Source organism: Actinocorallia libanotica (assembly GCF_039525175.1).
Taxonomy (GTDB): domain Bacteria; phylum Actinomycetota; class Actinomycetes; order Streptosporangiales; family Streptosporangiaceae; genus Actinocorallia; species Actinocorallia libanotica.
On record NZ_BAAAHH010000017.1, the window covers coordinates 113198 to 136217 of the forward strand.

Genomic DNA, 23020 nt, shown 5'->3' on the forward strand with positions numbered 1-23020 from the left:
AGAACTAGATCCCGTGACCCGCGAGCACGATTCCCACGCCAACACCCTCGCCCTGAGGTGCACCCCACACCTCGTCGGCGACTCCTCCGTCCACCTGCGCCTGTTCACCGACGAGACCTGCGGCGCCTGGTGGGATCTGCAGAAGCGCACCCGCCGAGGGGGGCCTGAACAGGTCCCCTACAGCATCATCACCACCGTCCTGCGTGCGCTCACTGGCGGCTACGTCCACCTTGACAAGTCCTGCCGGTTCCTGGCCTCGAAGGAGACCATCAGCGACGCCACGCTCCTGCGGATGTTCACCCTCCTGGAGGCCGTCGCGCTCGGCGAGAACATCGACGCCGGCGTGCTCCGCCCGTCCACCCACCTGGCCCGCCTGATCGCCGACACCCCTGAGCAGCAGATGCACCTGGCCGAATTCCTCGCCCCCCGCAGCGGCCAGCAGCCCATCATCCCCGACTGGGTGTACGAGACCATCACGTGGGATCTGGCCGGCCAGCTCGCCTCCCAGCCGTTCACCGTCACCCAGCTCCACCCGCTCCGCAAGCCCGACAAGAACGGAAACCTCCGCACCTACGATTGGGAGGTCGGCGAGGCCCGTCTGATCGACTACCTGCCTGACAGCGAAGGCAACCTCATCGCCTGGGACGCGCCGTTCGGCCGCGCCTACAACAGCGACGAACCGATCAGCCGCGACAAGATCACCGCCAAGGACTCACAGTACGCGCTGTCGACGATCTCCCTGACGATGAAGACGCTTCCCAACATCGCCAACCCGGTACTTCTTCTGGACTCCCACGTCACCCGTGTCTACAGCAACCTCGTCTTCGCCAAGACCACGCTGCTCGCCCAGCCCAAACCCGGTCTGCCGCTGCTGCGTGTCGCGCTCACCGGCGGAGGCGGCATGCGCAGCGTCAACCGGCATGCCCTGCAGGTCCTGGCCCACCTCAAGATGGACGACACCCCGCTGCGCGATATAGAACAGCGCGCCGCCACCGAACGCCTCACCGCCAAAGCCGCCCGGGAGGCAGGCCGCAAACCCTCATTCATCACCCCGCCTCCCGACACAGTCCGGCCGATCATGCCCAAGAACTACGCCTTCGCCGTTGGGACCGGCCCCGGCATGCGTCACCTGCGCCTGCTGGAAGACCACGTCGATGCGGTGTTCGGCGACCGAGTCAGCGGCCTGAACATCATCCAGTCCGACATGGGCTTCAAACGCCGGCCGACCGACCCATTGACGGCCAAGGACAAGAAGGCGCGTGAGGAGGCCGGGCTGCCCACCGACACGTTCGGCTTTCCCGCCGTCCCCGACGTCCATGCCGCGATCCTGCATGCCGGGTTCACCCGGCTGCGGATCCTGTGCCTGTACTATCGGGACGTCACCCGCCTGCGCATGATCAACTGCCTGGCGAAGGCGTACAGCCTCGACCCCGCCCGCCTCGATCCGCCCGAAGGCGAAGAGACCGCGCTCACCGACCACGTCAGCGTCGTCTTCCAATCCGCGCCCGACTTCCTCGGCCACGGCCCCGCCACCGACCGCAACGGCGCCGCCCAGCCGTTCGAGAAGTTCCTCGACGACGAAAGCGGCTCGGTGATGATCGGCGCGTTCTGCGAGACCGAACTCCCCGACGAGGAGCACAAGCCCGAGCGGAACGAAGGAGAGAAAGCCGAGGCGTACGCGCGGCGGGTCGAGCAGATCGACGCGAAGTTCCAGAACAAGCCGTTCTTCACCCGCCGGGGCATCACCCCCCAGCACCTGATGGGCAAGAAGCCCGGCAAGTACGGGAAGGAGGCCCAAGTCGTGCAGCCCTCCGAGGTCGACCACCCCGCCTTCATGGCCTTCCGCGACCTTTATCGCGGTCTCGGCATCATCGACCAGCGCTTGGAGGACGCCCTCGTCACCGACGACGGCGCACCGGCCCTGCCCCGTCTCACCTTCTGCGGCGTTCACGTCCGGAAGCAGGCCAGCCCGCCCGGAACCCGCAGCGAACCGCGCCGCATCATCCTCGCCACCGCGATCGTTCCCTCCCCCGCTCCCGGCGGGGTGTGGACGATGCTCGGCTGGACTTCTCTCAACCGCCAGTGGCTTCCCTACCGGGAAGCCGCCCACGTCTTCCAGTCACACGGCTACCCCGAGCACCGCAACAGCGAGAACACCACTGAGAACCAGCGGTGGGCCGAAGCCGGCCGCGACATCGACCAGGCGCTCGCCGACCTGTCCGAGCACCTCGACGGAGCACCCTACGCCGTCATCGTTGACGGCCACGCCTGCCGCCGGATCTGGCCCGGCCTGCAAAACCAGCACCTCGGCCGCGCCCCTGACCCCAACGAACGCCGCACCTGGCTGCCCGGTGCCGGAATCCCGTCCCACCGAAGGCCCGCTGCGGTCATCCGGATCAACATCAGCGACAAGGAGATGCCGCAGCTCTCCTCTATCACCCACTTCAACCAGGACGGCACCACGCGGGAAACCCGTACCTCACCTCAACTGTATGAAGTGATCACCGACTTCGGCACCCCCACGTGGATGCTGTTCAACCTCCCCCGCAATTTCGACGGAGGGGGCGGCGGCCGTCTCGGATCGACCTTCACCCGCTGGCACGCCTCCCTCGGCAAAGCTGGCGAAGAAGCCTCCGAACGCCGCAAGAACGAACTCAAAGCGCCCTGGTACACCATGACCACTACCGGCATCCACCCCATCGTGCTCCAGCCCGGCATCAACGGCGCAGCCCTCGCCCACGCCGTCGCACGCCTCTGCCACCAGACCATCGCCTGGTCCGACCGATCCCGCTACCCCGCACCCCTGCACGCCGCCAAGCAAATCGACCGCGACCACCCCGAATACCGCCGTACCGCCCCACCAGAAGACCAGCCCAACACCGGCGAAGAAGACGAGGAGTTCGCAGAGGACTAACACTCCAGCGCCCTCCCACCGTTGCAACCGTGGGAGGGCCTGCGAGCCCTGGCGAATCAACCGTGCTTACCTGACCTACCAAGCCATGGCAAGAGAGATCGCCGGGGCCTGTCACTGAACCTTTTTCATCCTCGGGCGGCTTGAGTGGTTCGGTCATTCTGAAGGACGGCGATCGCTTTGACCAGGTGGCCTGCCTGGCCGGGGCTGCACCGCATCCACAAGCTCCTGGTGGGACAAGATGATTGTGGTGATCAGTCCGTCTACCAGGGTCTTCTCTACGTTCAGGGGTGAATCCTCAAGTCGCGATCATGCCGTGACCAACGCCCTCGCCGAGGATGAAAGAGGCTCATTGAATCGTTTTGGGGGACACTCCAGCTTGAGCTTCTCGACACCTGGAAATGGCAGAACAGAGCAGAATTCGCCGCCTCGGTGTTTGAATGGATCGAGTGCTGGTATAACCCGTTCAGAAGGCATTCCAGCCTTGGAATGCTCAGCCTGTCAGGCTATGAGGAGCAGTATCGAGCCTCGCACAATGCCGACTGACCCATCTCACCGCAGATAGCCGTGCTGCGAGGGAACCTCAACCCTCGAGGACCGCAAACGCGACCGCCTCACCGTTCTGTGGAACGATTCGCGGATCTCTAGCAGGGCCCAGTCCCCATGACCGCAGCAAGGGACTCCATGATAGAGAGTATCTGAGAAAAGGACCCACCAATGAGAAAGGCCACCGGCCAACTCGGTGGGAACGCCAGGCGAAGGCGACACCATGATGGACATTACAGACAAGTGCAATACAAACCTATACGTAACGGAGGTCGGATGAGGCCAACACCGGTTCCGGCCGTTAGGGTCGCCAGGGCCACCTCCGCGCCAGACCCTGCTGCCGACGCTGCGCCCGGTTGTGCCTCGTCCCCGAGGGCGTGCGGGATGAGAGCCGTTGGCGGACGTGGTTGCGGGCAGCCCGACGGCGGCTGCCAAGCTTTGTCCGGTCGCCTGCTGCAACGATGGCCAACGAACTTGGGTTGCGCAACCTGGCGTTCGAGGTTGACAACCTCCAGGCGGCCATCGACCAGCTGGCGGCGGATAGCTACTAGTTCGTCGGGGGTGTCGGTCAGTACGAGCACGTATGGCGCATGGCCTACGTATGCAGACCGGAGAAAATCTCCGTGTCTTTGACCGAACGGATCGGTTGATCGTAGGTCGTGATGCGCCGCGGAATGACAACCTTGCTCCTTCGAAACTTGCTCACGCTTGACTAGGCCTGGTGGCCTGCCCGAGCGCCGAGTTGCCTACCGCGAGAGACCCTCGATCTGCGATGTCACGAAGTCGGTGAACATGGACGTGTCGGCGTAGTAGTTAGGGTACGCCGCCTGCAGCTGGCTGATGCGGGCGATGTTGACCAGAACGGCGTCCAGGTCGTCGTCGTTTTGCGATTCCAGCTCTGTTAGGCGAGCCTCGGCCTCGGCCATCGTCTCATGCACCGTGACCGTCAGAACGCCCTCCCCACGTCGGAGTTCCAGGGTCAGCGCGTTGCGGCGGTCACTGGTCGCATGGCTGCTCACAATGGCCGCGTACCCTTGCAGTCGCCCTACGATCCCCAGCCTGACCTCCAACTTCGCCAGTTCATCCAGCAGGTCCCGAGCCGGAGCCTCAGCGCCGGGAACCGGCGCCGTCCTCTCCTCACATGCCATGAGCGAGCTGACGAGGACGAAGAAACGGATGACCTCGGGATCGCCCTTCCCGTACTTGAGCTCACTGCCCGAGAAGAGGTCCATCGTCTCAACCGCGGTCGCCCACGCGTGCTGAAGCTGTGTACGGACCTGGAGCTCGATCCGCAGGCCGTGATACTCCGACTTGGAGGCGCCGTACTCGTAGGCGAGGTGTATCCCTCGGTAGCCGGACTTCTTCGGGCCTGGGCTGTCACGGAGATAGTCGTAGACGCGCGTGACGCGATTACGCGCTCGCGGGAGCTCGCGCAGCACGTTGACGAGCTCGTCGACCTCGTCCACCGTTTCGAAGACGACCCGGCAGCCTCCCAGGTCGTGCATGGTGGTGACGCTCATCGTCGGGATACGAGTCAGCTTGTCCAAGATGGTTGGGAGCCGCTTCAGCCTCTGTGCCACGACCGCGTTCGGGTTGACGCGGAGCGCCTTCTGCCTCACCGTCACCGTTACGGCATTGAGCGGGAACGCATGCGCGCTGCGGAAGTTGCTCAAAATCGCACGGGCCTCTGCGAGCTCGTCGAGCGTGCCCTTTCCCTTGCCCATTAGTTTGCTCGCGCGACCAACGGCGCTCTTGGAGTACTCCGGAACAACTCTTGCAACCATGCCTGAACGGTAACCGATCGGCACCCTGTCGGTGGAGGAATTTGCGCGATGCCACGCGACTAGTTCAGGCTCTTCAAGTTCCGCTGCCCGCGACGCAGGGGTTCCGCCCGCGCTGCCTGCCTGGCAGCCTTGTTGGCTTCTCCTCTGCGAACATCAGCAGCGTCTCGCTGTTGGCAATCTGTAGTTACCCCCCCCCGCATCCTTCTGACGAAATGACGCACGCTCATCGGCATGAGATGACGACCGAGAACACCGCACTCGCAGGGGGTCTTGTCTGTGGGACCGGATCACTAGCCGTTGAGCCACGTGGGATTAACGGCAATCGCTCGATGATCAAAAAAAGCAAGCGACCGTAACCACAGAAAGGCCACACAAGGGCGATAGGGGTCATAGTCCGGGTGGTCGACCACACGGTGCCCGACCGACACAGCGAGCGCACCTGACTCGTCGCCCCACCTGCCGCCTCGGTCGAGGACGCGGGGCGTTCTGGACGAGGTGGCAGGGGGTGCCACGGGGTGCGAGGGGTGGCTACGGGGACACACGGGGGTCACCCGTCTAACATTTTTTCTAACTTTGTGTTAGCGTACGGCTCCAACGAGTTCATGAAGGTGCTGGTCAGGCTAGAGGCCGAGGTCTCTGGAGATGATCAACTTCATGATCTCGTTGGAGCCGGCCCAGATCTTGGTGACGCGGGCGTCGGCCCAGGCTCGGGCGGCGCGGTATTCGTGCATGTAGCCGTAGCCGCCGTGGAGTTGGACGCAGGTGTCGATGACCTCGTTCTGGATGTCGGAGGACCAGAGTTTGGCCTTCGAGGCGTCGATGGTGGTCATGTCGCCGGCGACGTGGAACTCGATGCACTTGTCGACGTAGGCCTGGGTGACGTCGAGGCGGGTGGAGAGGTCGGCGAGCTGGAAGGCGTTGTGCTGGAAGGAGCCGATGGGCTGGCCGAAGGCCTTGCGGTCCTTCACGTACTGGAGGGTCTCGGTGAAGATCTGGGTGGCGTGGGTCAGGTTGGTGACGGCGGTGGCCAGGCGCTCCTGAGGCAGGAGCTTCATCATGTTGATGAAGCCGGTGCCCTCTTCGCCGATCATGTTGTCGGCGGGGACGCGGACGTCGCTGAAGAAGAGTTCGGCAGTGTCTGACTCGTGCTGGCCCATCTTGTCGAGCTTGCGGCCGCGTTCGAAGCCGGGGGTGCCGGATTCGACGGCGAAGAGGGAGATGCCCTTGGAGCCCTTGGCGGGGTCGGTGCGGGCGGCGACGATCACGAAGTCGGCGGAGTAGCCGTTGGTGATGAAGGTCTTGCTGCCGTTGATGACCCAGGTGTCGCCGTCGCGGACCGCGGTGGTCTTCAGGGCGCCGAGGTCGGAGCCGCCGCCGGGCTCGGTCATGGCGATGGCCGTCCACATCTCGCCCGTGCAGAACTTCGGAAGCCAGCGCTTCTTCTGCTCCTCGGTGGTGAGCTTCATCAGGTAGGGCGCGCAGATGTCGGCGTGGATGCTCATGCAGGACGCGAAGGCCAGCGCGACCTTCGAGAACTCCTCGTTGACCACGACGTTGAAGCGGAAGTCGTGGGCGCCGGAGCCGCCGTACTCCTCGGGGATCTCCAGGCCGAGCAGGCCCAGTTCGCCGGCCTCCAGCCACACCTCGCGGTCGATGGAGCGCTGCTCCATGAAACGCTCGTGGTTCGGGACGATCGTGCGCTCGACGAACGCGCGCACCGTCTCCCGGAAAGCCTCATGGTCCTCGTTGAACAGCGTCCGCCGCACGTCGTCCTCCAGCCCCTCCATTAAGCGTGCGCTTAATGTACCGGACGCCCTGAAGAGTCCGATCCGCCGGGATCGGGAAGCTTCGGAAGGAGGGGTCAGGCGCCGCGGCGGCGGAAGGTGAGGAAGCCGGCCGCGCCGCCGAAGACCAGCAGGAAGACGCCCAAGGCGAGCAGGGCGAATCCGGGGACGCCCAGGCCGTCGGAGGGCTCGTCGGCCGCGGCGGGCACCGGGGTCGCTCCCTCATCGGTGTTGACGTGGAGCCGCGGCTGGTCGGGGCCGTCGCCGATCTTGGGCAGCGGCGTGGCGTCCGTCGCGGAGACGGCGGGGGACGGGGAGGCGCTGGGCTTCTGGTCGTCGTCCTTCGGCTTCGGATCCGCGGGCTGCGGCTCGTCCTCGCCGGACTGCTGGTCCCCGTCCTGGGGCGGCGGCGCCACGGGAGGCCGCCCCTCCCCCGGAGGCTGCTCCTCGACCGGAAGCACGGGTGCCGGAGCCGGAGCGGGCGGGGGCGCCTGACCGGGGCAGGTGCCGGCCAGGTCGAAGTGGCGCACCAGCGGCAGGGCGAGCAGCGAGCCGTCCACGACGGCGGTGGCGGCGGTGAGCGAGGCCCCCCGTTCGGACGCCACGTAGGCGTCGCGGCCCGCGGCGCCGGAGGTCCAGGTGCCCCCGTTGTCGAAGGTGACGGTCACCGACCGGAACTCCACGTTCTGCGGAGCCTCGGCGAGAGTGAAGTGCCAGCCGTCCTTGTCGGCGGGCACCGGGCAGGTGCCGCCCGCCCTGCTCGCGGCGGTGACGGGGGTGTCCTGCCGCAGGCGGAGGGTCTTGTCCGCGCGGGCGGAAGCGGAGACCGCGCCGGGAGTGGCGAGGATCGCAGCGGCGGCCAGGAGTACGGCCCCGGCGGTGTGCACATATCTCATACGGGCGCGCCTCCCCTGAAAGATCCAAGAGAGTGAGGATTGTGCCACATAGCGTGAAGGTGGAGGTAGAGGTGATATCTGAGCGAGATAACGATCCCGACAGACGTCCCGTAAGGTATCCGTCGGAAGAGAGACAGATCACACTAAATACAGACGAGGAGCCGCCGCCTTGGACGGAGTCACCCTGGGTTCGGTAGGCGCGGCGATCCTCGGGACGAGCGTCTACTACATGGCCTTCCTCTTCTTCCAGCAGGCCGCCTTCCGCATGCCCCCGCTGCGCGGCAGCCGCCCGTTCCAGGCCACATGGCACATGCTCACCGACGGGATCTGGTTCACCGGCGGCATCCTGCTGTTCATCGGCCTGGCCTACGAGGTGATCGCCTTCTCGACGCTGCCGCTGGGCGTCGCGCAGGCGGCCTTCTCGGTGAGCCTCGTGCTGCTGCTGGTCTACGCGACGCTCTTCCTGGGCGAGCGGCTCGGCCCGCGGGAGTGGATCAGCGTCGCGCTGTTCGGGGTGGCGACGGTGCTGCTGGGCCTGTCCGGCGCCGACACCGCCGGCGCCGACCTGGTCGCCCGCTCCCCCTCGGCGTGGGAGCTGGCCGTGGTGACCGTCCCGCCGCTGCTGATCGCGGGCCTGGTCTGGCTGGTCGGCGACCGCAGGCGGGGCGGACGGCACGCGCGGCCCCTGGCGGGCGTCGCCTACGGCATCGGGGCGGGCGTCTGCTCGGGCGTCGCCGAGACGGGCATCCGCGGCATCGCGGCGGTGTGGGCGTCGGAGGGCACCGTCATGGCGGTCTTCACCTCTCCCTACCCCTACCTGACGCTGGGCATGGCGGGCATCGCGCTCATCCAGCTGCAGACCGCCCTGCAGCGCTGCCGGATCGTCATCGTGGCCACCCTCATCACGGTCACCGGCCGGATGATGCTGGTGCTGTGCAGCCCCGTCCTCTTCGCCGAGCCCTGGCCCGACGACCTCGTCTCGACGCTCCTGCGCACCGGCGGGTTCATGCTCGCCCTGCTGGCGATCCTGTCGTTCCCCCACCACGAGATGCCGCGGCCCGGCGTCGCGCCGCGGTACGGGCCGCGCCGCCGGGAGGCCGCCCTCTCGCAGCGGCGGTAGCGGGGCTCAGTCGTCCAGGAGCACCGCGAGCCGCCCCTGCAGCAGGGCCAGGATCAGCGGGAGCCGCTCCCGCTGGTCCCCACCGCGCAGGCCGGTGCCGCGGAAGAGGTCGAGGGCGAGCTGGACGAGGTCGGCGAACAGGCCGGACGGCAGCCCGGCCAGTCCGGGCAGCTGGGCGGCCATCTCCTGGATGTCGCGGCGGTACGCCTCCATCAGGGCGTCGAGCCGGGCGGCCAGGACGGGGTCGGTGCGGGCCGCGCCCATCAGGTCGAGGAAGATCACGCTGACGCGGTTGGAGCTCAGCTCCGCCAGCAGGCGCAGCGCCGTCTCCAGCGGCTCCTCGTCCGGGGGCGCGGCGTCCAGCAGGCTCTGCATCGCCACGAGCTGGCGGCAGGCGACCTCCTCGGCCACCGCGATGTAGAAGTCCTCCAGCGTGCCGAAATGGTGGAACAGCGCCGCCGGCGCCACTCCGGCCCGCGCTCCGACGGCCTGCGGTGTGCAGCGCGCGGACCCCAGCTCCAGCAGGGACTCGATGCCGGCGTCCAGCAGCCTCGGCACCGTCTCCCTCCCGCGCCTGCGCGGGTGCCACCCGACGGGGACGGACCTCACTCGCTCTTCCTCAGCGTGACCACGGCGGCAACCTTAGGCATCATGCCCGTTTCAGGGCAATCTTTCGGCCCTTTTCCGGCCGCCTAAAGTGCCGCTCCGAGCACCGTCCCCACGGCCGCGGCGCCGAGCCCCACACCCGTGCTCACCAGCACGTACGCCGCCGAGCGCCCCCGCGTCCCCGCTTCGGCCAACCGCACGGCCTCGTATCCGAAAGTCGAGTACGTCGTCAGCGCCCCGCAGAAACCCACGCCCGCCAGGGCCGCGGTCCCGCTGCCCGCGGCGGCCCCCGCGAGCAGGCCCAGCAGCCACGAGCCGGCGACGTTCACCGTGAGCGTCCCCCAGGGGAACTCCGCGCCGAGCCGCCTCTGCACCGCCCGGTCCGTCAGGTACCGCAGCGGCGCGCCCACCGCCGCGCCCAGCATCACCAGCAGCAGGGTCACCGCACCGCTCCCCCGCGGGGGAGCAGGGCGCGGGTCGCGGCCGCGCCCAGCCAGACGGCGGGCAGCGCCGCCAGCGGGGTGGCCAGGAGGGCGAGCAGCGCGGTGTGCGCGGCCTCGGCCCGGTGCACGTCCATGACGTAGGTGGAGAAGGTGGTGTACCCGCCCAGGAATCCCACGCCCAGGAAGGGCCGGGCCAGGGCGGGCAGGAACGGGAGCGCGGCCATGAGGACGCCGATGAGGAGGCAGCCGCTCACGTTGATGAGGAAGACGGCGAGGGGGAATCCGCCCGGGGGCTGCGGCAGCAGGACGGTCAGGCCGTAGCGGGCCGCCCCGCCCAGCGCCCCGCCCAGGGAGATCGCGCCGAGGACCCGCGCTGGTGTGCGCTCCAGTTCGCGGCGCTGGGCGGGGACTCCGAGATCGACGTCGGGGTCGCGGGGCGGTTCGTCGGCCATGGCCCCGCGAGTCTAGCGAGCGGCGGCGGGTTCGAAGTGCTCGCGGAAGGTGAAGGCCTCGGGGGTGGGGCCCTGGGCGCGGAGCAGCTCCAGGCGCGCCATGCCCTCCTCGACGGTGGGGGTGTGCCCCTCGGGGACCCACCACAACACGATCGTGGGCTCCTCCATGTGCCCGAACCACTCGCGTCTGCGGCGGAGGAACTCCAGGTGGCCGCTGCGGTAGGTGAAGTCGAAGAGCGCCTGGCGGGACTCCCACACGCTCATCGTGACGATGATCTGCGGGTCGTCGTAGGGGCTGAAGGTGCTTCCTTCCTCCTCCACGAACCGCCAGACGAAACCGGGCGAGACGTCGGCGAGCCGGTTGATGCGGTCGAGGTTGTCGGTGAAGTCGCGGTTGACGGGGTCGGCGGAGGGCGCCGTGAGGCGGGCGCGGTTGAACTGTGCGAGGTGCATGGCAGCAATATGTCAAATCTCATTGGTTTTAGAAAGGGCCACGCAGCACCGGCCCGGGGCCGGGTCCATGCGCGCCCGCCACCCCGTCCCCTCGACCAGCCCCTCCAGCAGGGCGAGGTTCATCGAGCACACCAGCACCGGATGCTCCTCGGCCAGCAGGTGGAACGGGCAGTTGCGCATGCGCAGCACACCGCGCTCCTCGTACGGTTCGTAGCCGCGCTCCCGCAGCGCCTCCTCCGGCTCGCCGACGCACGCGCGGCCGCGTTCGCGGGCCGCCTCCTCCGCCTTCTCGTCCAGCCCGGCGCGCTCGACGGCCTCGGCCAGCAGCGACGCGGCCGTCCGGTAGTCGCGGGGCGGGACGCTCACCGCGAACTCCCCCGAAGCCCGCCGGTAGTACTTGGCGGGACGGCCCGCGCCGGGCCCCCCGCGCCCCTCGGGCCGGCGGAACACCGCGTCCAGTAGACCCGCCTCGACGAGCTTGTCCAGATGGAAGGCGGCGAGGGTGCGCTGGACGCCCGCCGCCTCGGCCGCCTCGTTCCGCCCCACGTCGTGCCCCTGGGAGACCACGTACTCGTACAGCCCGCGCCGGACGGGGTCGTTCAGCAGCGCGATCGCCTCGATACTCACGCCGCCATCCTAGGGAATGCCGTGAAGCGTCCAAGATCGACTTATAGGTTCCCTACAAGAGGCCACCGGTCAGCTTGGTTCATGATCTGCACAGAGAATCGCGCTCGCCCCTGGCAGACTGAGTTTCCGATGGACCGGTCCCGACCCCCGAGGCGGACACGGTTTGTGAGATCTAGACGGGAGAACACCATGCGTGAAGCAGTCGTCACCGGCCTGGGCGCGACCACCCCCCTGGGCGGCGACCTGCCCGGCACCTGGGAGGCGCTGCTCGCGGGGCGGTCCGGGGTCACCCTGATCGAGGACGAGTGGGCGGGCGAGCTGCCGTCCCGGATCGCGGGCCGGCTCAAGGTCGAGCCGACCGAGGTGCTCAGCCGGGTCGAGGCCCGCCGCCTCGACCGGGTGGAGCAGATGGCGCTGGTCGCCGGGCGCGAGGCCTGGGAGTCCGCCGGGCGGCCCGAGGTCGACCCGCTGCGCCTGGCCGTGGTCATCGGCACCGGCATCGGCGGCGCCACCACCCTGCTGGGCCAGAGCCAGGTCATCAACGAGAGCGGCCCCCGGCGGGTCTCCCCCAACACCATCCCCATGCTCATGCCCAACGGCCCGTCGGCCTACGTGAGCATGGACATCGGCGCCAAGGGCGGCGCCCGCACCCCGGTCAGCGCCTGCGCGGCCGGCGCCGAGGCCATCGCGATGGCCGCCGACCTGATCCGCCTGGGCCGCGCCGACGTCGTGGTCACCGGCGGCGCCGAGGCCTGCGTGCACCAGCTCACCATGGCCGCCTTCGCGCAGATGCGCGCCCTGTCCACCCGCAACGACTCGCCCGAGACCGCCTCGCGCCCCTTCGACGTCACCCGCGACGGGTTCGTCATGGGCGAGGGCGCGGCCGTGATGGTCCTGGAGAGCGCCGAGTTCGCCGCGGCGCGCGGCGCGACGGTCCACGGCCGGATCGCCGGGTCGGGCATCACCTCCAGCGCCGACCACATCACCGCCTCGCACCCCGAGGGCCAGTCCCGGGCGATCCGCTCCGCGCTGGAGGACGCCGACCTGTCCCCGCTGGACATCGACCACGTGCACGCGCACGCCACCTCCACGCCCCAGGGCGACGTCGCCGAGGCCGAGGCCATCGCCACCGCGCTGGGCGCGCACCCGGTGGTCACCGCCACCAAGTCGATGACCGGCCACCTCATCGGCGCCAGCGGGGCGCTGGGCGCGATGAGCGCGCTGCTGTCGGTGCGCGACGGGATCATCCCCGGCGTGCTCAACCTGGAGGAGATCGACCCCGAGATCAAGGTCGAGATCGCCCGGGGCGGCGCGCGGCGCATGCCGGTCCGCGCGGCCGTCGCCAACAGCTTCGGCTTCGGCGGCCACAACGTCTCCCTGGTCATCACGCCCTGACCGGTCCGGCTCGGCCGACCGCGGCCAGGCCGAACCGGACCCCTTCAAGGGTTCGGGGGTCCCTCAGAGCACGGCGCCCCGCCCTCCTGCAGGAGGGCGGGGCGCCGTCCTGTGCGGCGCCTCAGCGGGCGCGCGGGCGGTCCCAGCCCGGCGGCAGCCCGTCGGGGACCGTCCAGGAAGGGTCGGGCCGGAAGTCGCACCAGGTGCCGTCGAAGGGGAACTCGCCCTTCTCGATCAGCTCGGCGACCCGCAGGCCCTCGGCGCGCACCGCCTGCTCGTCGGCGACCCAGTAGTCCTCGGGGAAGCCGAGCCGCTCGGCCAGTTCGTGCTCGTCCTTCCAGGACCAGGTGCGGTCGCGGTCGACCCACATGTCGAGGTCCTGGTCGCAGATGTCGATCCCGGCCGCGGTCTCGTCCCGCCACAGGACGCCCGGCTCCTCCAGGTTGACGTACCAGCCGAAGAACTCCTCGGCCGGGTACCAGAAGAACAGCACCGAGTGCGCGGCCCCCGGCGGCATGAACATGAAGATGTTCGGCCCGCGCCAGCGCGTCTCGGTGAGCGTGCGCTCCACCTTCACCCACTCGGCGAACGGCATGTCCCGCAGCCCGCGCCCGTCGGCGGTCAGCGTCAGGGACATCGCGGTGTCCCGGGGAATCCACAGCCGCAGGCCCCGCTCGTCGTGGGCGACCACCCGGACGGCCCTGACGTAGACGAGCCGGTCCCCGGTGAACTGGCGGTGCAGGATGACCTGCCCGGGGGCGAACCGAAGGGTCTCCAGGTCGTGCTGCGTCGTCATGACACTGATTGAATCAGCTTCATGGGACTTCTGGTCCGCCAGCCCGGGGAAAGGCCTTACCCGTGACCGATGACGAGAACGACGTCGAACTCGAGGAGTTCGCGACCCGCATGTTCGGCCTGGCCAGGGCCGGGGACACCGAGCGGCTGCGCGCCTACGTGGAGGCGGGCGTGCCGGTGAACCTGACGAACGGCACGGGCGACACGCTGCTGATGCTCGCCGCCTACCACGGGCACGCCGCGACCGTCCGGATGCTGCTGGAGCTGGGCGCCGACGTCGAGCGGGCCAACGACCGGGGGCAGCGGCCGCTGGCCGGCGCGGTCTTCAAGAAGGAGCCCGAGGTGGTCCGGGCGCTGCTGGACGGCGGGGCCTCCCCCGACGCCGGGCAGCCCTCGGCCCGCGACACCGCCCGGATGTTCGGCAACACCGAGTTCCTCGCCTGGTTCGACGCCTGATCCTGGCGCCGGTACCGGTGAAGGCGTGGCAAGCTGGACGTATGGCTGATCACGAGCAGGAAGAGCAGACCGGCGCGCCCGAGGAGCAGGCCTCGGACCAGACGCCGGAGGAGACCCCGGAGGAGGCGGCCAAGCGCAGGTTCCGGGAGGCGCTGGAGCGCAAGCAGAACGCGCGCCACGCCGGAGCCGGGGGCGGCCCGGGCGGCTCCAAGATCCACGGCACGCAGAACAAGGGCGGGGGCAAGCGGACCTTCCGTCGCAAGGCGGGCGGCTGACCCCCACCGCGCACCACGAAAGGCGGGTGGGGGCGAGGCCCTCACCCGTTCGCCGGCTCCCGCGCTCCGCGGCGCAGCCACAGCAGGCCCAGGACGGGCAGGATCAGCGGGATGTACCCGTACCCGGCCCCGAACTGCGACCAGACGGTGGGCTCGGGGAAGGAGCCGGGGTCGAGCACGCTGTACAGGCCGATGCCCAGGACCCCGGCGAGCTCGACGCCGACGGCCGCCAGCGCGACGCGGCGGCGGGAGGTCCACAGCGCGACGGTGGCCAGCAGGTAGATCAGCGCGGCGACCGCGGAGAGCACGTAGGCCACGGGCGCGTGGTCGAACGCGGTGGCCAGCTGGTAGCCCGAGCGGGCGCCCGCCGACAGGGTGAAGACGGCGTAGACCGCGACGAGGGCGCGGCCCGGCCCGCTGGACAGCTCAGACACCGACACCACTCCACAGGTCCTGCATGCGCAGGATGACCACGGGGACGGTCAGGCAGGCGACGCCCGCCGCCACCGAACCCCACTTGCTGCGCTCCCCCGCGCCCAGGAACGCGCCGACGGGGAGCACCACGAGCGAACCGGCCAGGTAGCCGATGAAGGTGCCCTTGCCCGGCGGACCGTCCCCGCCGGCCAGCAGGACGGCGGCGGTGACCACCTGGGCCAGCAGGCCGACCTCCAGCACCGCCATGGCCAGCAGGTGCACCGCCTGGATCGGCTTGTCCCGCGCCGAGAGCACCAGGAACCACACCGCGGCCGCCAGCGACAGCGCGATCATGGTACCCGCGAGCCAGCCGACCATCGGCCCCTCCACTTCCTCGTTCCGGCGGACCCACCGTACAACCGCCGCGGGAGAGGGCGGACCCGCCCCGGGACGACCCCCGGCGGCCGGCCGGAACCGTCAGACGCAGGCGGGCAGGGAGCGGGCCGCGGGCAGGGACTCGGCCTCGGCGTAGGCGGCCGCCATCCGCGCCACCGCCTCGCGCATGGTGGCGGGCCGCAGGACGTAGGGCAGCCGGACGGCGTCCTCCAGCACGCCGTCGGTGCCGAAGACCGGGCCGGGGACGATCCGGACGCCGCGCCGCAGCGCCGCCTCGCAGAACGCCGAGGCCGTCGGGGTGGGCAGCCGCGCCCACAGCGTCATGCCGCCGGGCGGGACGGTGAAGCGCCACTCGGGCAGCCTGGCGCGCAGCTCCTCCGCCAGGGCGTCGCGGGAGGCGGTCAGCCCCGCCTTCCGCTCGTCCCGCACCTCCTCGATGCGCCGGAACAGCTCGGCGGTGATGAGCTGCTCCAGGACCGGGGTGGCGATGTCCATGGGCTCGCGGAGGGAGGCGAGCCTGCGGGCGAGCGGGATGGTGGTGCGGATCCAGCCGATCCGCAGCCCGCCCCAGAAGAGCTTGGACGCCGAGCCGATCGAGATCACCCGGCCGCCGGTGTCGTGGGCGGCGACGGGAAGCCCCGCGTCGGCGTCGAGGCCGAGCTCGGCGAAGGTCTCGTCGGCGATGAGCTGGGCCTGGGCGGCGCGGGCCGCCTCCACCAGCGCCGCCCTGTCCTCCTGGGACATCAGGTGGCCGGCGGGGTTCTGGAAGTCGGGGATGAAGTAGCCCAGCCGGACCGCGGCCTGCCGCATCCCGGCGGCGATCAGGTCGAGGTCCCAGCCGTCGGCGACGCCCACCGGGACGAGCCGCGCGCCGTGGGTGCGCAGCGAGCTGAGCACGTTCGGGTAGGTGGGGCGCTCCAGCATCACCGCGTCGCCCCTGCCGACCAGGGCGCGGGCCAGCAGGTCGCAGGCCTGCTGGGCGCCGGTGGTGATGACGATCTCCTCGGGCCGCGTGGGCACGCCGCGGGCGGTGTAGCGGTCGGCGACGGCGGCGCGCAGCACGGGCAGCCCGGCGGGCTCGTATCCGGTGCCGCAGGAGTAGCGGGGCAGCTCGCGCACCGCCGCCTCGACCGCCTCGGGGAAGATCCCGGGCGCTCCGGGAGCGGCGCAGCCCAGGTCGATGGTGTCGGGCTGCGCCCCCGGCACCGGTCCGGCGGTGAAGGCGGTGGCCGGGGACTGGTGCGTCATCGCGACCGGCGGCAGCGTCGTCCAGCTGCCCGAGCCCTGCCGGCTGGAGATGTAGCCGTCCTCGCGCAGGGCGTCGTAGGCGGAGGTGACGGTGGTGCGGCTGACCGACAGCGCGGACGCCAGGTCGCGTTCGGCGGGGAGCCGGACGCCCAGGGACAGCCGCCCGTCCTGGATCAGCGTCCGGACGGCGCCGGCGAGCACCGTGTAGAAGGGGCGCCCCGCCGGGAGCTCGCCCAGGAGTCTGGCCAGTTGCAGTCCACCGACATATCGCGTGTCACCCATGGAAGCCACTTTGTCTGATTGGCCCTTAACAGGCAAGCCAATGGCCTGTTCTCATGGAAGTGGCCCGGAAAAACCCCTCCCCAAGGAGCCACCATGGTCTACGCACTGGTCTTCTTCACCCTGCTCGCGGTGCTCGGACCGCGCTTCGGCGCCGACTCCCGGGACGGCCGCGACTGGACCGCCCGGCCCCGGCACGGCGCGCGGCGTCACGTTCAACGCGACAAGCACTCCCCGGAGCCGGAAGAATGCAGCCATGAGCTTGAGTCTGCCGAGCATTCACCGGCGTATCGCGGACGAGTTGGATGTGCGGGAGCGACAGGTTGAGGTGGCGGTCGAGCTGCTCGACGGCGGCTCGACCGTTCCCTTCATCGCGCGCTACCGCAAGGAGGCCACGGGGGCCCTCGACGACGCCCAGCTGCGCACGCTCGAGGAGCGGCTGGGCTACCTGCGCGAGCTGGAGGAGCGCCGCACGGCCGTGCTGGAGTCCGTCCGCTCCCAGGGCAAGCTGACCGAGGAACTCGAAGCGCAGCTCCGCACGGCCGACTCCAAGGCCCGCCTGGAGGACCTCTACCTCCCCTACAAGCCCAAGCGCCGCACCAAGGCCCAGATCGCCCGCGAGGCCGGCCTCGAACCGCTCGCCCTCACCCTGCTGGAGGACCCGTCCCACGACCCGGCCGAGCTGGCCGCCGGGTACGTGAACGAGCAGGTCCCCGACGCCGCCGCCGCGCTGGAGGGCGCGCGGGCCGTCCTGATCGAGAAGTTCTCCGAGGACGGCGAGCTCATCGGCGAGCTGCGCGAGCGCATGTGGAACGGCGGGCGCCTGATCTCCCGCGTCGTGGAGGGCAAGGAGGAGGCCGGGGCCAAGTTCTCCGACTACTTCGACTTCGCCGAGCCGTTCACCGCCCTCCCCTCCCACCGCGTCCTCGCGCTGTTCCGCGGCGAGAAGGAGCAGGTCCTCGAGCTCGTCCTGGAGCCCGAGGAGCCGGTGGAGGAGGGCCCGAGCTCCTTCGAGCGCAGCATCGCCCGGCGCTTCGGCATCGCCGACCGCGGCCGCCCCGCCGACCGCTGGCTGCTGGACACCGTCCGGCGGGCCTGGCGCGTCCGCGTCCAGGTGCACGTGGGCGGCGACGTACGCACCCGGTTGTGGGAGGCGGCCGAGGAGGAGGCCGTACGGGTCTTCGCCGCCAACCTCCGCGACCTGCTGCTGGCCGCGCCCGCCGGGTCCCGCGCCACCATGGGCCTGGACCCGGGCCTGCGCACCGGGGTGAAGGTCGCGGTGGTCGACGCCACCGGCAAGGTCGTGGCGACCGACACCATCTACCCCCACGAGCCGCGCCGCCAGTGGGACGCCTCCCTGGCGAAGCTGGCCGAGCTGGTCAAGGCGCACGGCGTGGAACTGGTGTCGATCGGCAACGGCACCGCCTCCCGCGAGACCGACCGGCTCGCGGGCGAGCTGGTCAAGCTCGTCCCCGGCCTCACCAAGATCATGGTCTCGGAGGCGGGCGCCTCGGTGTACTCCGCCTCGGCCTACGCCTCCCAGGAGCTGCCGGACCTGGACGTCTCGCTGCGCGGCGCCGTCTCCATCGCCCGCCGGCTGCAGGACCCGCTCGCCGAGCTGGTGAAGATCGACCCCAAGTCCATCGGCGTCGGCCAGTACCAGCACGACCTGGCCGAGACCAAGCTCTCCCGCTCCCTCAAGGCCGTCGTCGAGGACTGCGTGAACGCCGTCGGCGTGGACGTCAACACCGCCTCGGTGCCGCTGCTGACCCGGGTCTCGGGCGTCAGCACCGGCCTGGCCGAGAGCATCGTCGCCCACCGCGACTCCAACGGCCCCTTCCGCGACCGCAGGTCGCTGCGGGACGTGCCGCGCCTGGGCCCCAAGGCGTTCGAGCAGTGCGCCGGCTTCCTGCGCATCCCCGGCGGCGACGACCCGCTGGACTCCTCGGCCGTGCACCCCGAGGCCTATCCGGTGGTGCGCCGCATCCTGGAGGCCACCGGCACCGGCCTCAAGGAGCTGATCGGCAGCCGCGCCCTGGGCACGCTCCGGCCGCAGGACTTCGTCGACGACACCTTCGGCCTGCCCACGGTCACCGACATCCTGACCGAGCTGGAGAAGCCCGGACGCGACCCCCGCCCGGCCTTCAAGACCGCCGCCTTCAAGGAGGGCGTCGAGAAGCTCACCGACCTCGAGCCCGGCATGCTGCTGGAGGGCGTGGTCACCAACGTCGCGGCGTTCGGCGCGTTCATCGACGTCGGCGTGCACCAGGACGGCCTGGCCCACGTCAGCCAGCTGTCGAACACCTTCGTCAGCGACCCGCGCGAGGTCGTCAAGCCCGGCGACGTGGTACGCGTCAAGGTCCTGGAGGTCGACCTGCAGCGCAAGCGCATCTCCCTCACCCTGCGCCTGGACGAGGAGTCGCCGCGCGGCCGGCGCGGCGAGGGCCGCGGCGGTGACGAGCGGCGCGGCCGCTCCCAGAACGGCCAGGGCGGCCAGAACCGTCAGGGCGGCCAGAACGGTCAGGGCGGCGGCGGCCGGAACGGCAAGGGCGGTCAGGGCGGCCAGAACCGCCAGAACGGCCAGGGCGGGAAGAACGGCGGCAAGGGCAGGGGCGGCGGCGGCCGGCGCGAGGAGCCCACGGGCGCCCTGGCCGACGCGCTGCGCCGGGCGGGCCTGGCCTAGGGACGCGCGTCCGGACGGGCGGTCAGGGGCGGATGCCGGTCACCGCGAACCGCTCCACCTCGGCCACATGGCCGCCCGTCCACACCACGATGGTGGCGGTCTCGTCGATCCCGCCGGTGAACGGCAGGGCCAGCCGCCAGCGGGTGTCCTGTCCCCCGGCGGGCAGGCAGCAGTACTCCCCGAGTGGTTTCGCGGTCCCGGGGCGCAGCAGCCTGGCCTGCAGGCTCTCGTCCACGCCGGTGATGCGGCCCGCCACCGTCACGGGAGAGGTGGAGGCCTGCGCCCCGTAGGCGGGGGTGGTGAGGCTGAGGGTGGTGTCGTCGGTGCCGACGACCTCCCACGGGCCGTCGGGCGTTCCGCCCGCGCGGAACAGGTGGACGACCGCGGCGGTGTGGTCGCGGCCCTCGATCCGGTGTCCGACGCCGATCCTGGCCTCGGTGGCGTGCGCCGTCCTGCTGGTGACCCGGTCGATCTCGGCGAAACCGAGGTAGGAGCGGGTGAACGCGAGCGCGGTGGCGCCCGCGTCCAGGTTCCACCGCTCTCCCCCGTCCGCCCGGAACGAGCGGGACTCCGCCAGGTCGGTGAAGGGCCACAGCGGCAGGTAACCGCTGGGCACCAGGCTTCTCCGATCCTGCGGCGGAGGCTGCGCCGCGGGAGATGACGGCGGCGGGGACTGCGGCCCGGACGCCGTCGCCGAGGGCTGCGGGTCGCCGCTCGCCGGGGCGGGCGACGGCCGCGGATCCGCCTCGCCACCGCATCCGGCGGCCAAGGCGAGACCCAGCACGAGCCCTGCGGCTCTCGTACGGTACGGCTTCATCGGGCGCCTCCTGTCCGGATTGTGCCCCATCCGGGGGGATCAAGCGACCTTCGTCTGCACCGGTTCCGCTGTTCCCTCCGTCACGGGGGACACCGCCTTGCGGGAGTTCGCGCGCCAGACCAGTGCCGAGACCACGGCGACGGCCACGCCGACGCCGCCCGCCAGCACGAACGCCCACCCGGCGCCCGCCTCGTCGATGACCCAGCCCGCGGACGGGGTGGCGCAGGCCAGGCCGAGCGTCATCGCGGTGCCGTGCAGGCCCATCGCCTCGCCCCGCACCTGCGCGGGCACCCACCGGGACATGGTCTCCACGGTCGTCGACAACGAGGGCGCGCACAGCAGCCCCGACGGGACGAGCGCCAGGATCAGCCACCGCCAGTCGGTGACCAGCACGAGCGGCAGGGTCAGCAGGGCCATCGTGCCGATCAGCAGCGGCGCGGGCAGGCCGCGCGGGAGCCCGCCGTAGACGAAGCCGCCGACCAGCGACCACAGGCACCACAACCCGATGGCCAGGCCCGTCCAGCCCACCGCGTCGTTCTCGGCGAGCACCGCGATGACGCCCAGCTCGGTGGCGGCGACGAGGAAGGTGGCGGAGAACGTCACCAGCAGCAGCGCCAGCATCGGGACGGTGAGCCAGGACCGCCGGGGCGGCGCGGCGGTCCGCCCGGCCTTCGCCGCCTCGGCCGCCTCCTCCTCGGTGCGGATCGGCGGGTTCAACGCGATGAGGGCGGCCCCCGCCGCGGCCATGCCCAGGCCGATCACCGCGAACGTCCAGCTGCTGCCCACCAGCACGAACGAGGCGGTGGCGAAGGCGGGGCCGACCATGTAGGCCAGCTCCACCAGGATCGAGTCCAGGGAGAACGCGGTGCGGCGCTGCTCCTCGGGGACCATCGCGCTCAGGCACTGGCGGGTGAGCCCGAACACCGGCAGCGCCAGCAGGCCGGCGAGCAGCGCGCCGCCCAGGAGCGGCCAGAGCGGCAGGAGCCCGGCCACCGGCCAGAAGCACACCTGCGCCAGCGCGGTCACCACCAGGACCGGCCGCATCCCGTAGCGGTCCATGAGGCGCCCGGCGAACGGCGCGCCGATCGCCACCCCGAGGGTGCAGGCCGCGCCGACCAGGCCCGCCTTGAAGAAGCCCTCGTCCAGGGTGCGGGCCACGTGCAGAGTCAGGGCGACACCCGTGGCCGTCACCGGGATCCGGGCGAGTGTCCCCACGGCCATGAGACCGCGCAGCCCCGGCAGGGAGAGCACCCGCCGGTAAGGCTCAAGCTTCATCTGGTTCCTTACCTCCGGGTGGACAGTCTGCCAGGTGCGCTTGACCTGGGAAAACTTTTTCCCTCCCGAAAACCCGGCTCGGTTTACTCCGGGGAGGACGTATCTTTCAGTACCGCTTGCCCACGCCAGTTACCTTGAGTACATTTTTCCGAGATCGAGCCGTGATCGACCATCTCAGGTCGCGGAACAAGGAGTAAGCACGTGGATCCGGTAGGCCAGAAGCTCCTGGACATCGCGAAGAGCGAACTGGGCTACACCGAGAAGGCCGGTGGTTACACCAAGTTCGGCGACTGGTGGACGAAGAACATCGACGAGGACGCCAACTCGTACTTCACCACGGCCCCCTGGTGTGACATGTTCCTCGCCTGGGCCGCCGACAAGGCCGGGCTCACCGACTTCGCCGGCCAGTTCGCCGCCACCCAGGACCACGCCTCGTGGTTCGCCGAGCACGACGCCTGGGGCACCACCCCGGAGCCGGGCGCGATCGTCTTCTTCAACTGGTCGGGTGCCAAGGACCTCGCGTCCATCCAGCACGTGGGCATCGTGGAGAAGGTGGAGAACGGCAAGGTCCACACCATCGAGGCCAACACCCACGACACCCTCGCCCGCCGCGAGCGCGACGCCTCCGACATCGTCGGCTACGGCTACCCGGGCAAGGTGGAGGTGTCCGGCCTGACCTACCAGGAGACCCTGGCCCAGCAGGCCTACCAGCCCCGGCACTCGGCGCCCGCGCCGTCGGTCGAGCAGCTCGCCCAGGCCCCCCTCACCGACGCCCAGGCCGCGGTGCAGGCCCGCCAGGACGCGGGCGCGGGCGACGCCCTGCCCGTCAAGGAGGCGGCGCTCACCGGCGTGGTCGGGCTGGCGATCCTGGGCGTGCTCGCCGCGGGCCTGGCCAAGGCCGCCGCGGTGAAGGTCCCGGCCGCCGTCGCGGCCGCCCCCGAGGTCCGGGTGCGCAAGCGCGGACGCCACCACCGCACCTCGGGCGCCCCGCCCGTCAAGCTGCCCACGGGGATGACCCACTACGACCTGGACGACGCCGAGAACGAGACGCTGATGATGCCCGCCATCTCGGCCCAGGTCGCCCAGGAGGTCGAGGACCGCGAGTTCTGGGGCCGCATCGCCCACCTCAAGGAGGACGAGGAGCTCGGCTTCTGGACCGAGCTGCACTCCGCGGTCACCCAGACCGCCGAGACCAACGCCCAGCTCACCGGCCGCCGCCCGTAGCGGCGTCCCGCGAACGCCGGGAGGCGCAGGCCCGCGGGCCTGCGCCTCCCGGCGTCTTCGGACGGGACGGCCGTCTTCGGACGGGACGCCGGCGGCCTCCGGGACGGACCGGCCGACGGCGGCCTTCGGACGGGTCGGCCG

23 protein-coding genes are annotated in these 23020 nt (G+C 70.5%); 9 read left to right on the forward strand and 14 right to left on the reverse strand.

Annotation, left to right across the window (positions count from 1 at the left end):
- Positions 1-13: 13 nt before the first annotated feature.
- Positions 14-2914 (forward strand): RNaseH domain-containing protein, encoded by a 2901-nt coding sequence (locus tag ABD140_RS21005; protein ID WP_344242606.1) that lies wholly within the window; start codon positions 14-16, stop codon positions 2912-2914.
- A gap of 348 nt (positions 2915-3262) precedes the next feature.
- On the forward strand, positions 3263-3457 hold the full coding sequence (locus ABD140_RS40185) for an IS3 family transposase (RefSeq protein ID WP_425544139.1): 195 nt from the start codon (positions 3263-3265) through the stop codon (positions 3455-3457).
- Between the two features lie 746 nt (positions 3458-4203).
- On the opposite strand, the gene ABD140_RS21010 is transcribed toward ABD140_RS40185, so the two are convergent.
- From ABD140_RS21010 to ABD140_RS21020, 3 genes are all read right to left on the reverse strand, one after another.
- Positions 4204-5241, reverse strand: coding sequence for a RelA/SpoT domain-containing protein (locus tag ABD140_RS21010; protein ID WP_344242607.1), 1038 nt, complete (start codon positions 5239-5241; stop codon positions 4204-4206).
- Between the two features lie 620 nt (positions 5242-5861).
- A complete protein-coding gene (locus tag ABD140_RS21015; RefSeq protein ID WP_344242650.1) occupies positions 5862-7007 on the reverse strand; it encodes an acyl-CoA dehydrogenase family protein in 1146 nt (381 codons plus the stop codon).
- Positions 7008-7102: 95 nt separating this feature from the next.
- Positions 7103-7921, reverse strand: coding sequence for a hypothetical protein (locus tag ABD140_RS21020; protein WP_344242608.1), 819 nt, complete (start codon positions 7919-7921; stop codon positions 7103-7105).
- 169 nt (positions 7922-8090) lie between these two features.
- Here ABD140_RS21020 and ABD140_RS21025 point away from each other — a divergent pair, with 169 nt between their 5' ends.
- The gene (locus ABD140_RS21025) at positions 8091-9041 is read left to right on the forward strand and encodes a DMT family protein (protein WP_344242609.1); all 951 of its coding nucleotides are present in this window, start codon (positions 8091-8093) and stop codon (positions 9039-9041) included.
- Positions 9042-9047: 6 nt separating this feature from the next.
- On the opposite strand, the gene ABD140_RS21030 is transcribed toward ABD140_RS21025, so the two are convergent.
- The 5 genes from ABD140_RS21030 to ABD140_RS21050 all read right to left on the reverse strand — a co-directional run bounded on the left by ABD140_RS21030 (position 9048) and on the right by ABD140_RS21050 (position 11622).
- Positions 9048-9599 (reverse strand): TetR/AcrR family transcriptional regulator, encoded by a 552-nt coding sequence (locus tag ABD140_RS21030; RefSeq protein ID WP_344242610.1) that lies wholly within the window; start codon positions 9597-9599, stop codon positions 9048-9050.
- Positions 9600-9733: 134 nt separating this feature from the next.
- On the reverse strand, positions 9734-10090 hold the full coding sequence (locus tag ABD140_RS21035; protein ID WP_344242611.1) for a fluoride efflux transporter FluC: 357 nt from the start codon (positions 10088-10090) through the stop codon (positions 9734-9736).
- Complete coding sequence (locus tag ABD140_RS21040; protein ID WP_344242612.1) at positions 10087-10542, reverse strand: FluC/FEX family fluoride channel; 456 nt, start codon at positions 10540-10542, stop codon at positions 10087-10089. Before ABD140_RS21040 ends, ABD140_RS21035 begins: the two co-directional genes overlap by 4 nt.
- 12 nt (positions 10543-10554) lie before the next feature.
- Positions 10555-10995: a DUF3291 domain-containing protein gene (locus tag ABD140_RS21045; protein ID WP_344242613.1), complete on the reverse strand. Its 441-nt coding sequence runs from the start codon at positions 10993-10995 to the stop codon at positions 10555-10557.
- A gap of 12 nt (positions 10996-11007) precedes the next feature.
- Entirely contained in the window at positions 11008-11622 is a 615-nt protein-coding gene (locus ABD140_RS21050; RefSeq protein WP_344242614.1) for a helix-turn-helix transcriptional regulator, read from the reverse strand.
- Between the two features lie 189 nt (positions 11623-11811).
- On the opposite strand from ABD140_RS21050, the gene ABD140_RS21055 reads away from it, so the two are divergent.
- Complete coding sequence (locus ABD140_RS21055) at positions 11812-13017, forward strand: beta-ketoacyl-[acyl-carrier-protein] synthase family protein (protein ID WP_344242615.1); 1206 nt, start codon at positions 11812-11814, stop codon at positions 13015-13017.
- A 121-nt stretch (positions 13018-13138) separates the two neighbouring features.
- On the opposite strand, the gene ABD140_RS21060 is transcribed toward ABD140_RS21055, so the two are convergent.
- On the reverse strand, positions 13139-13813 hold the full coding sequence (locus ABD140_RS21060) for a DUF402 domain-containing protein (RefSeq protein ID WP_344242616.1): 675 nt from the start codon (positions 13811-13813) through the stop codon (positions 13139-13141).
- A gap of 110 nt (positions 13814-13923) precedes the next feature.
- Here ABD140_RS21060 and ABD140_RS21065 point away from each other — a divergent pair, with 110 nt between their 5' ends.
- Together ABD140_RS21065 and ABD140_RS21070 are read left to right on the forward strand one after the other, a co-directional pair.
- On the forward strand, positions 13924-14268 hold the full coding sequence (locus ABD140_RS21065; protein ID WP_344242651.1) for an ankyrin repeat domain-containing protein: 345 nt from the start codon (positions 13924-13926) through the stop codon (positions 14266-14268).
- Positions 14269-14309: 41 nt separating this feature from the next.
- A complete protein-coding gene (locus ABD140_RS21070) occupies positions 14310-14543 on the forward strand; it encodes a DUF5302 domain-containing protein (protein ID WP_344242617.1) in 234 nt (77 codons plus the stop codon).
- Positions 14544-14584: 41 nt separating this feature from the next.
- Here the strand turns inward: ABD140_RS21070 and ABD140_RS21075 are convergent, their stop codons facing one another.
- The 3 genes from ABD140_RS21075 to yczR all read right to left on the reverse strand — a co-directional run bounded on the left by ABD140_RS21075 (position 14585) and on the right by yczR (position 16883).
- Positions 14585-14977 (reverse strand): hypothetical protein, encoded by a 393-nt coding sequence (locus tag ABD140_RS21075; protein WP_344242618.1) that lies wholly within the window; start codon positions 14975-14977, stop codon positions 14585-14587.
- Positions 14970-15335, reverse strand: a complete 366-nt coding sequence (locus tag ABD140_RS21080) for a hypothetical protein (protein WP_344242619.1) — start codon at positions 15333-15335, stop codon at positions 14970-14972. The genes ABD140_RS21075 and ABD140_RS21080 overlap by 8 nt, the downstream gene beginning before the upstream one ends.
- 99 nt (positions 15336-15434) lie before the next feature.
- Positions 15435-16883 (reverse strand): MocR-like transcription factor YczR, encoded by a 1449-nt coding sequence (gene yczR / locus ABD140_RS21085; RefSeq protein ID WP_344242620.1) that lies wholly within the window; start codon positions 16881-16883, stop codon positions 15435-15437.
- 93 nt (positions 16884-16976) lie between these two features.
- Between yczR and ABD140_RS21090 the strand changes: the two genes are divergently transcribed.
- Both ABD140_RS21090 and ABD140_RS21095 read left to right on the forward strand, forming a co-directional pair.
- A complete protein-coding gene (locus ABD140_RS21090; RefSeq protein WP_344242652.1) occupies positions 16977-17207 on the forward strand; it encodes a hypothetical protein in 231 nt (76 codons plus the stop codon).
- Positions 17137-19563: a Tex family protein gene (locus ABD140_RS21095; protein WP_344242621.1), complete on the forward strand. Its 2427-nt coding sequence runs from the start codon at positions 17137-17139 to the stop codon at positions 19561-19563. The genes ABD140_RS21090 and ABD140_RS21095 overlap by 71 nt, the downstream gene beginning before the upstream one ends.
- A 22-nt stretch (positions 19564-19585) precedes the next feature.
- Here ABD140_RS21095 and ABD140_RS21100 read toward each other — a convergent pair whose 3' ends face one another.
- Both ABD140_RS21100 and ABD140_RS21105 read right to left on the reverse strand, forming a co-directional pair.
- The gene (locus tag ABD140_RS21100) at positions 19586-20380 is read right to left on the reverse strand and encodes a hypothetical protein (protein WP_344242622.1); all 795 of its coding nucleotides are present in this window, start codon (positions 20378-20380) and stop codon (positions 19586-19588) included.
- 39 nt (positions 20381-20419) lie between these two features.
- Positions 20420-21655 (reverse strand): MFS transporter, encoded by a 1236-nt coding sequence (locus ABD140_RS21105; protein WP_344242623.1) that lies wholly within the window; start codon positions 21653-21655, stop codon positions 20420-20422.
- Positions 21656-21856: 201 nt separating this feature from the next.
- Here ABD140_RS21105 and ABD140_RS21110 point away from each other — a divergent pair, with 201 nt between their 5' ends.
- Positions 21857-22879, forward strand: coding sequence for a CHAP domain-containing protein (locus ABD140_RS21110; RefSeq protein WP_344242624.1), 1023 nt, complete (start codon positions 21857-21859; stop codon positions 22877-22879).
- The last annotated feature ends 141 nt before the right edge of the window (positions 22880-23020 follow it).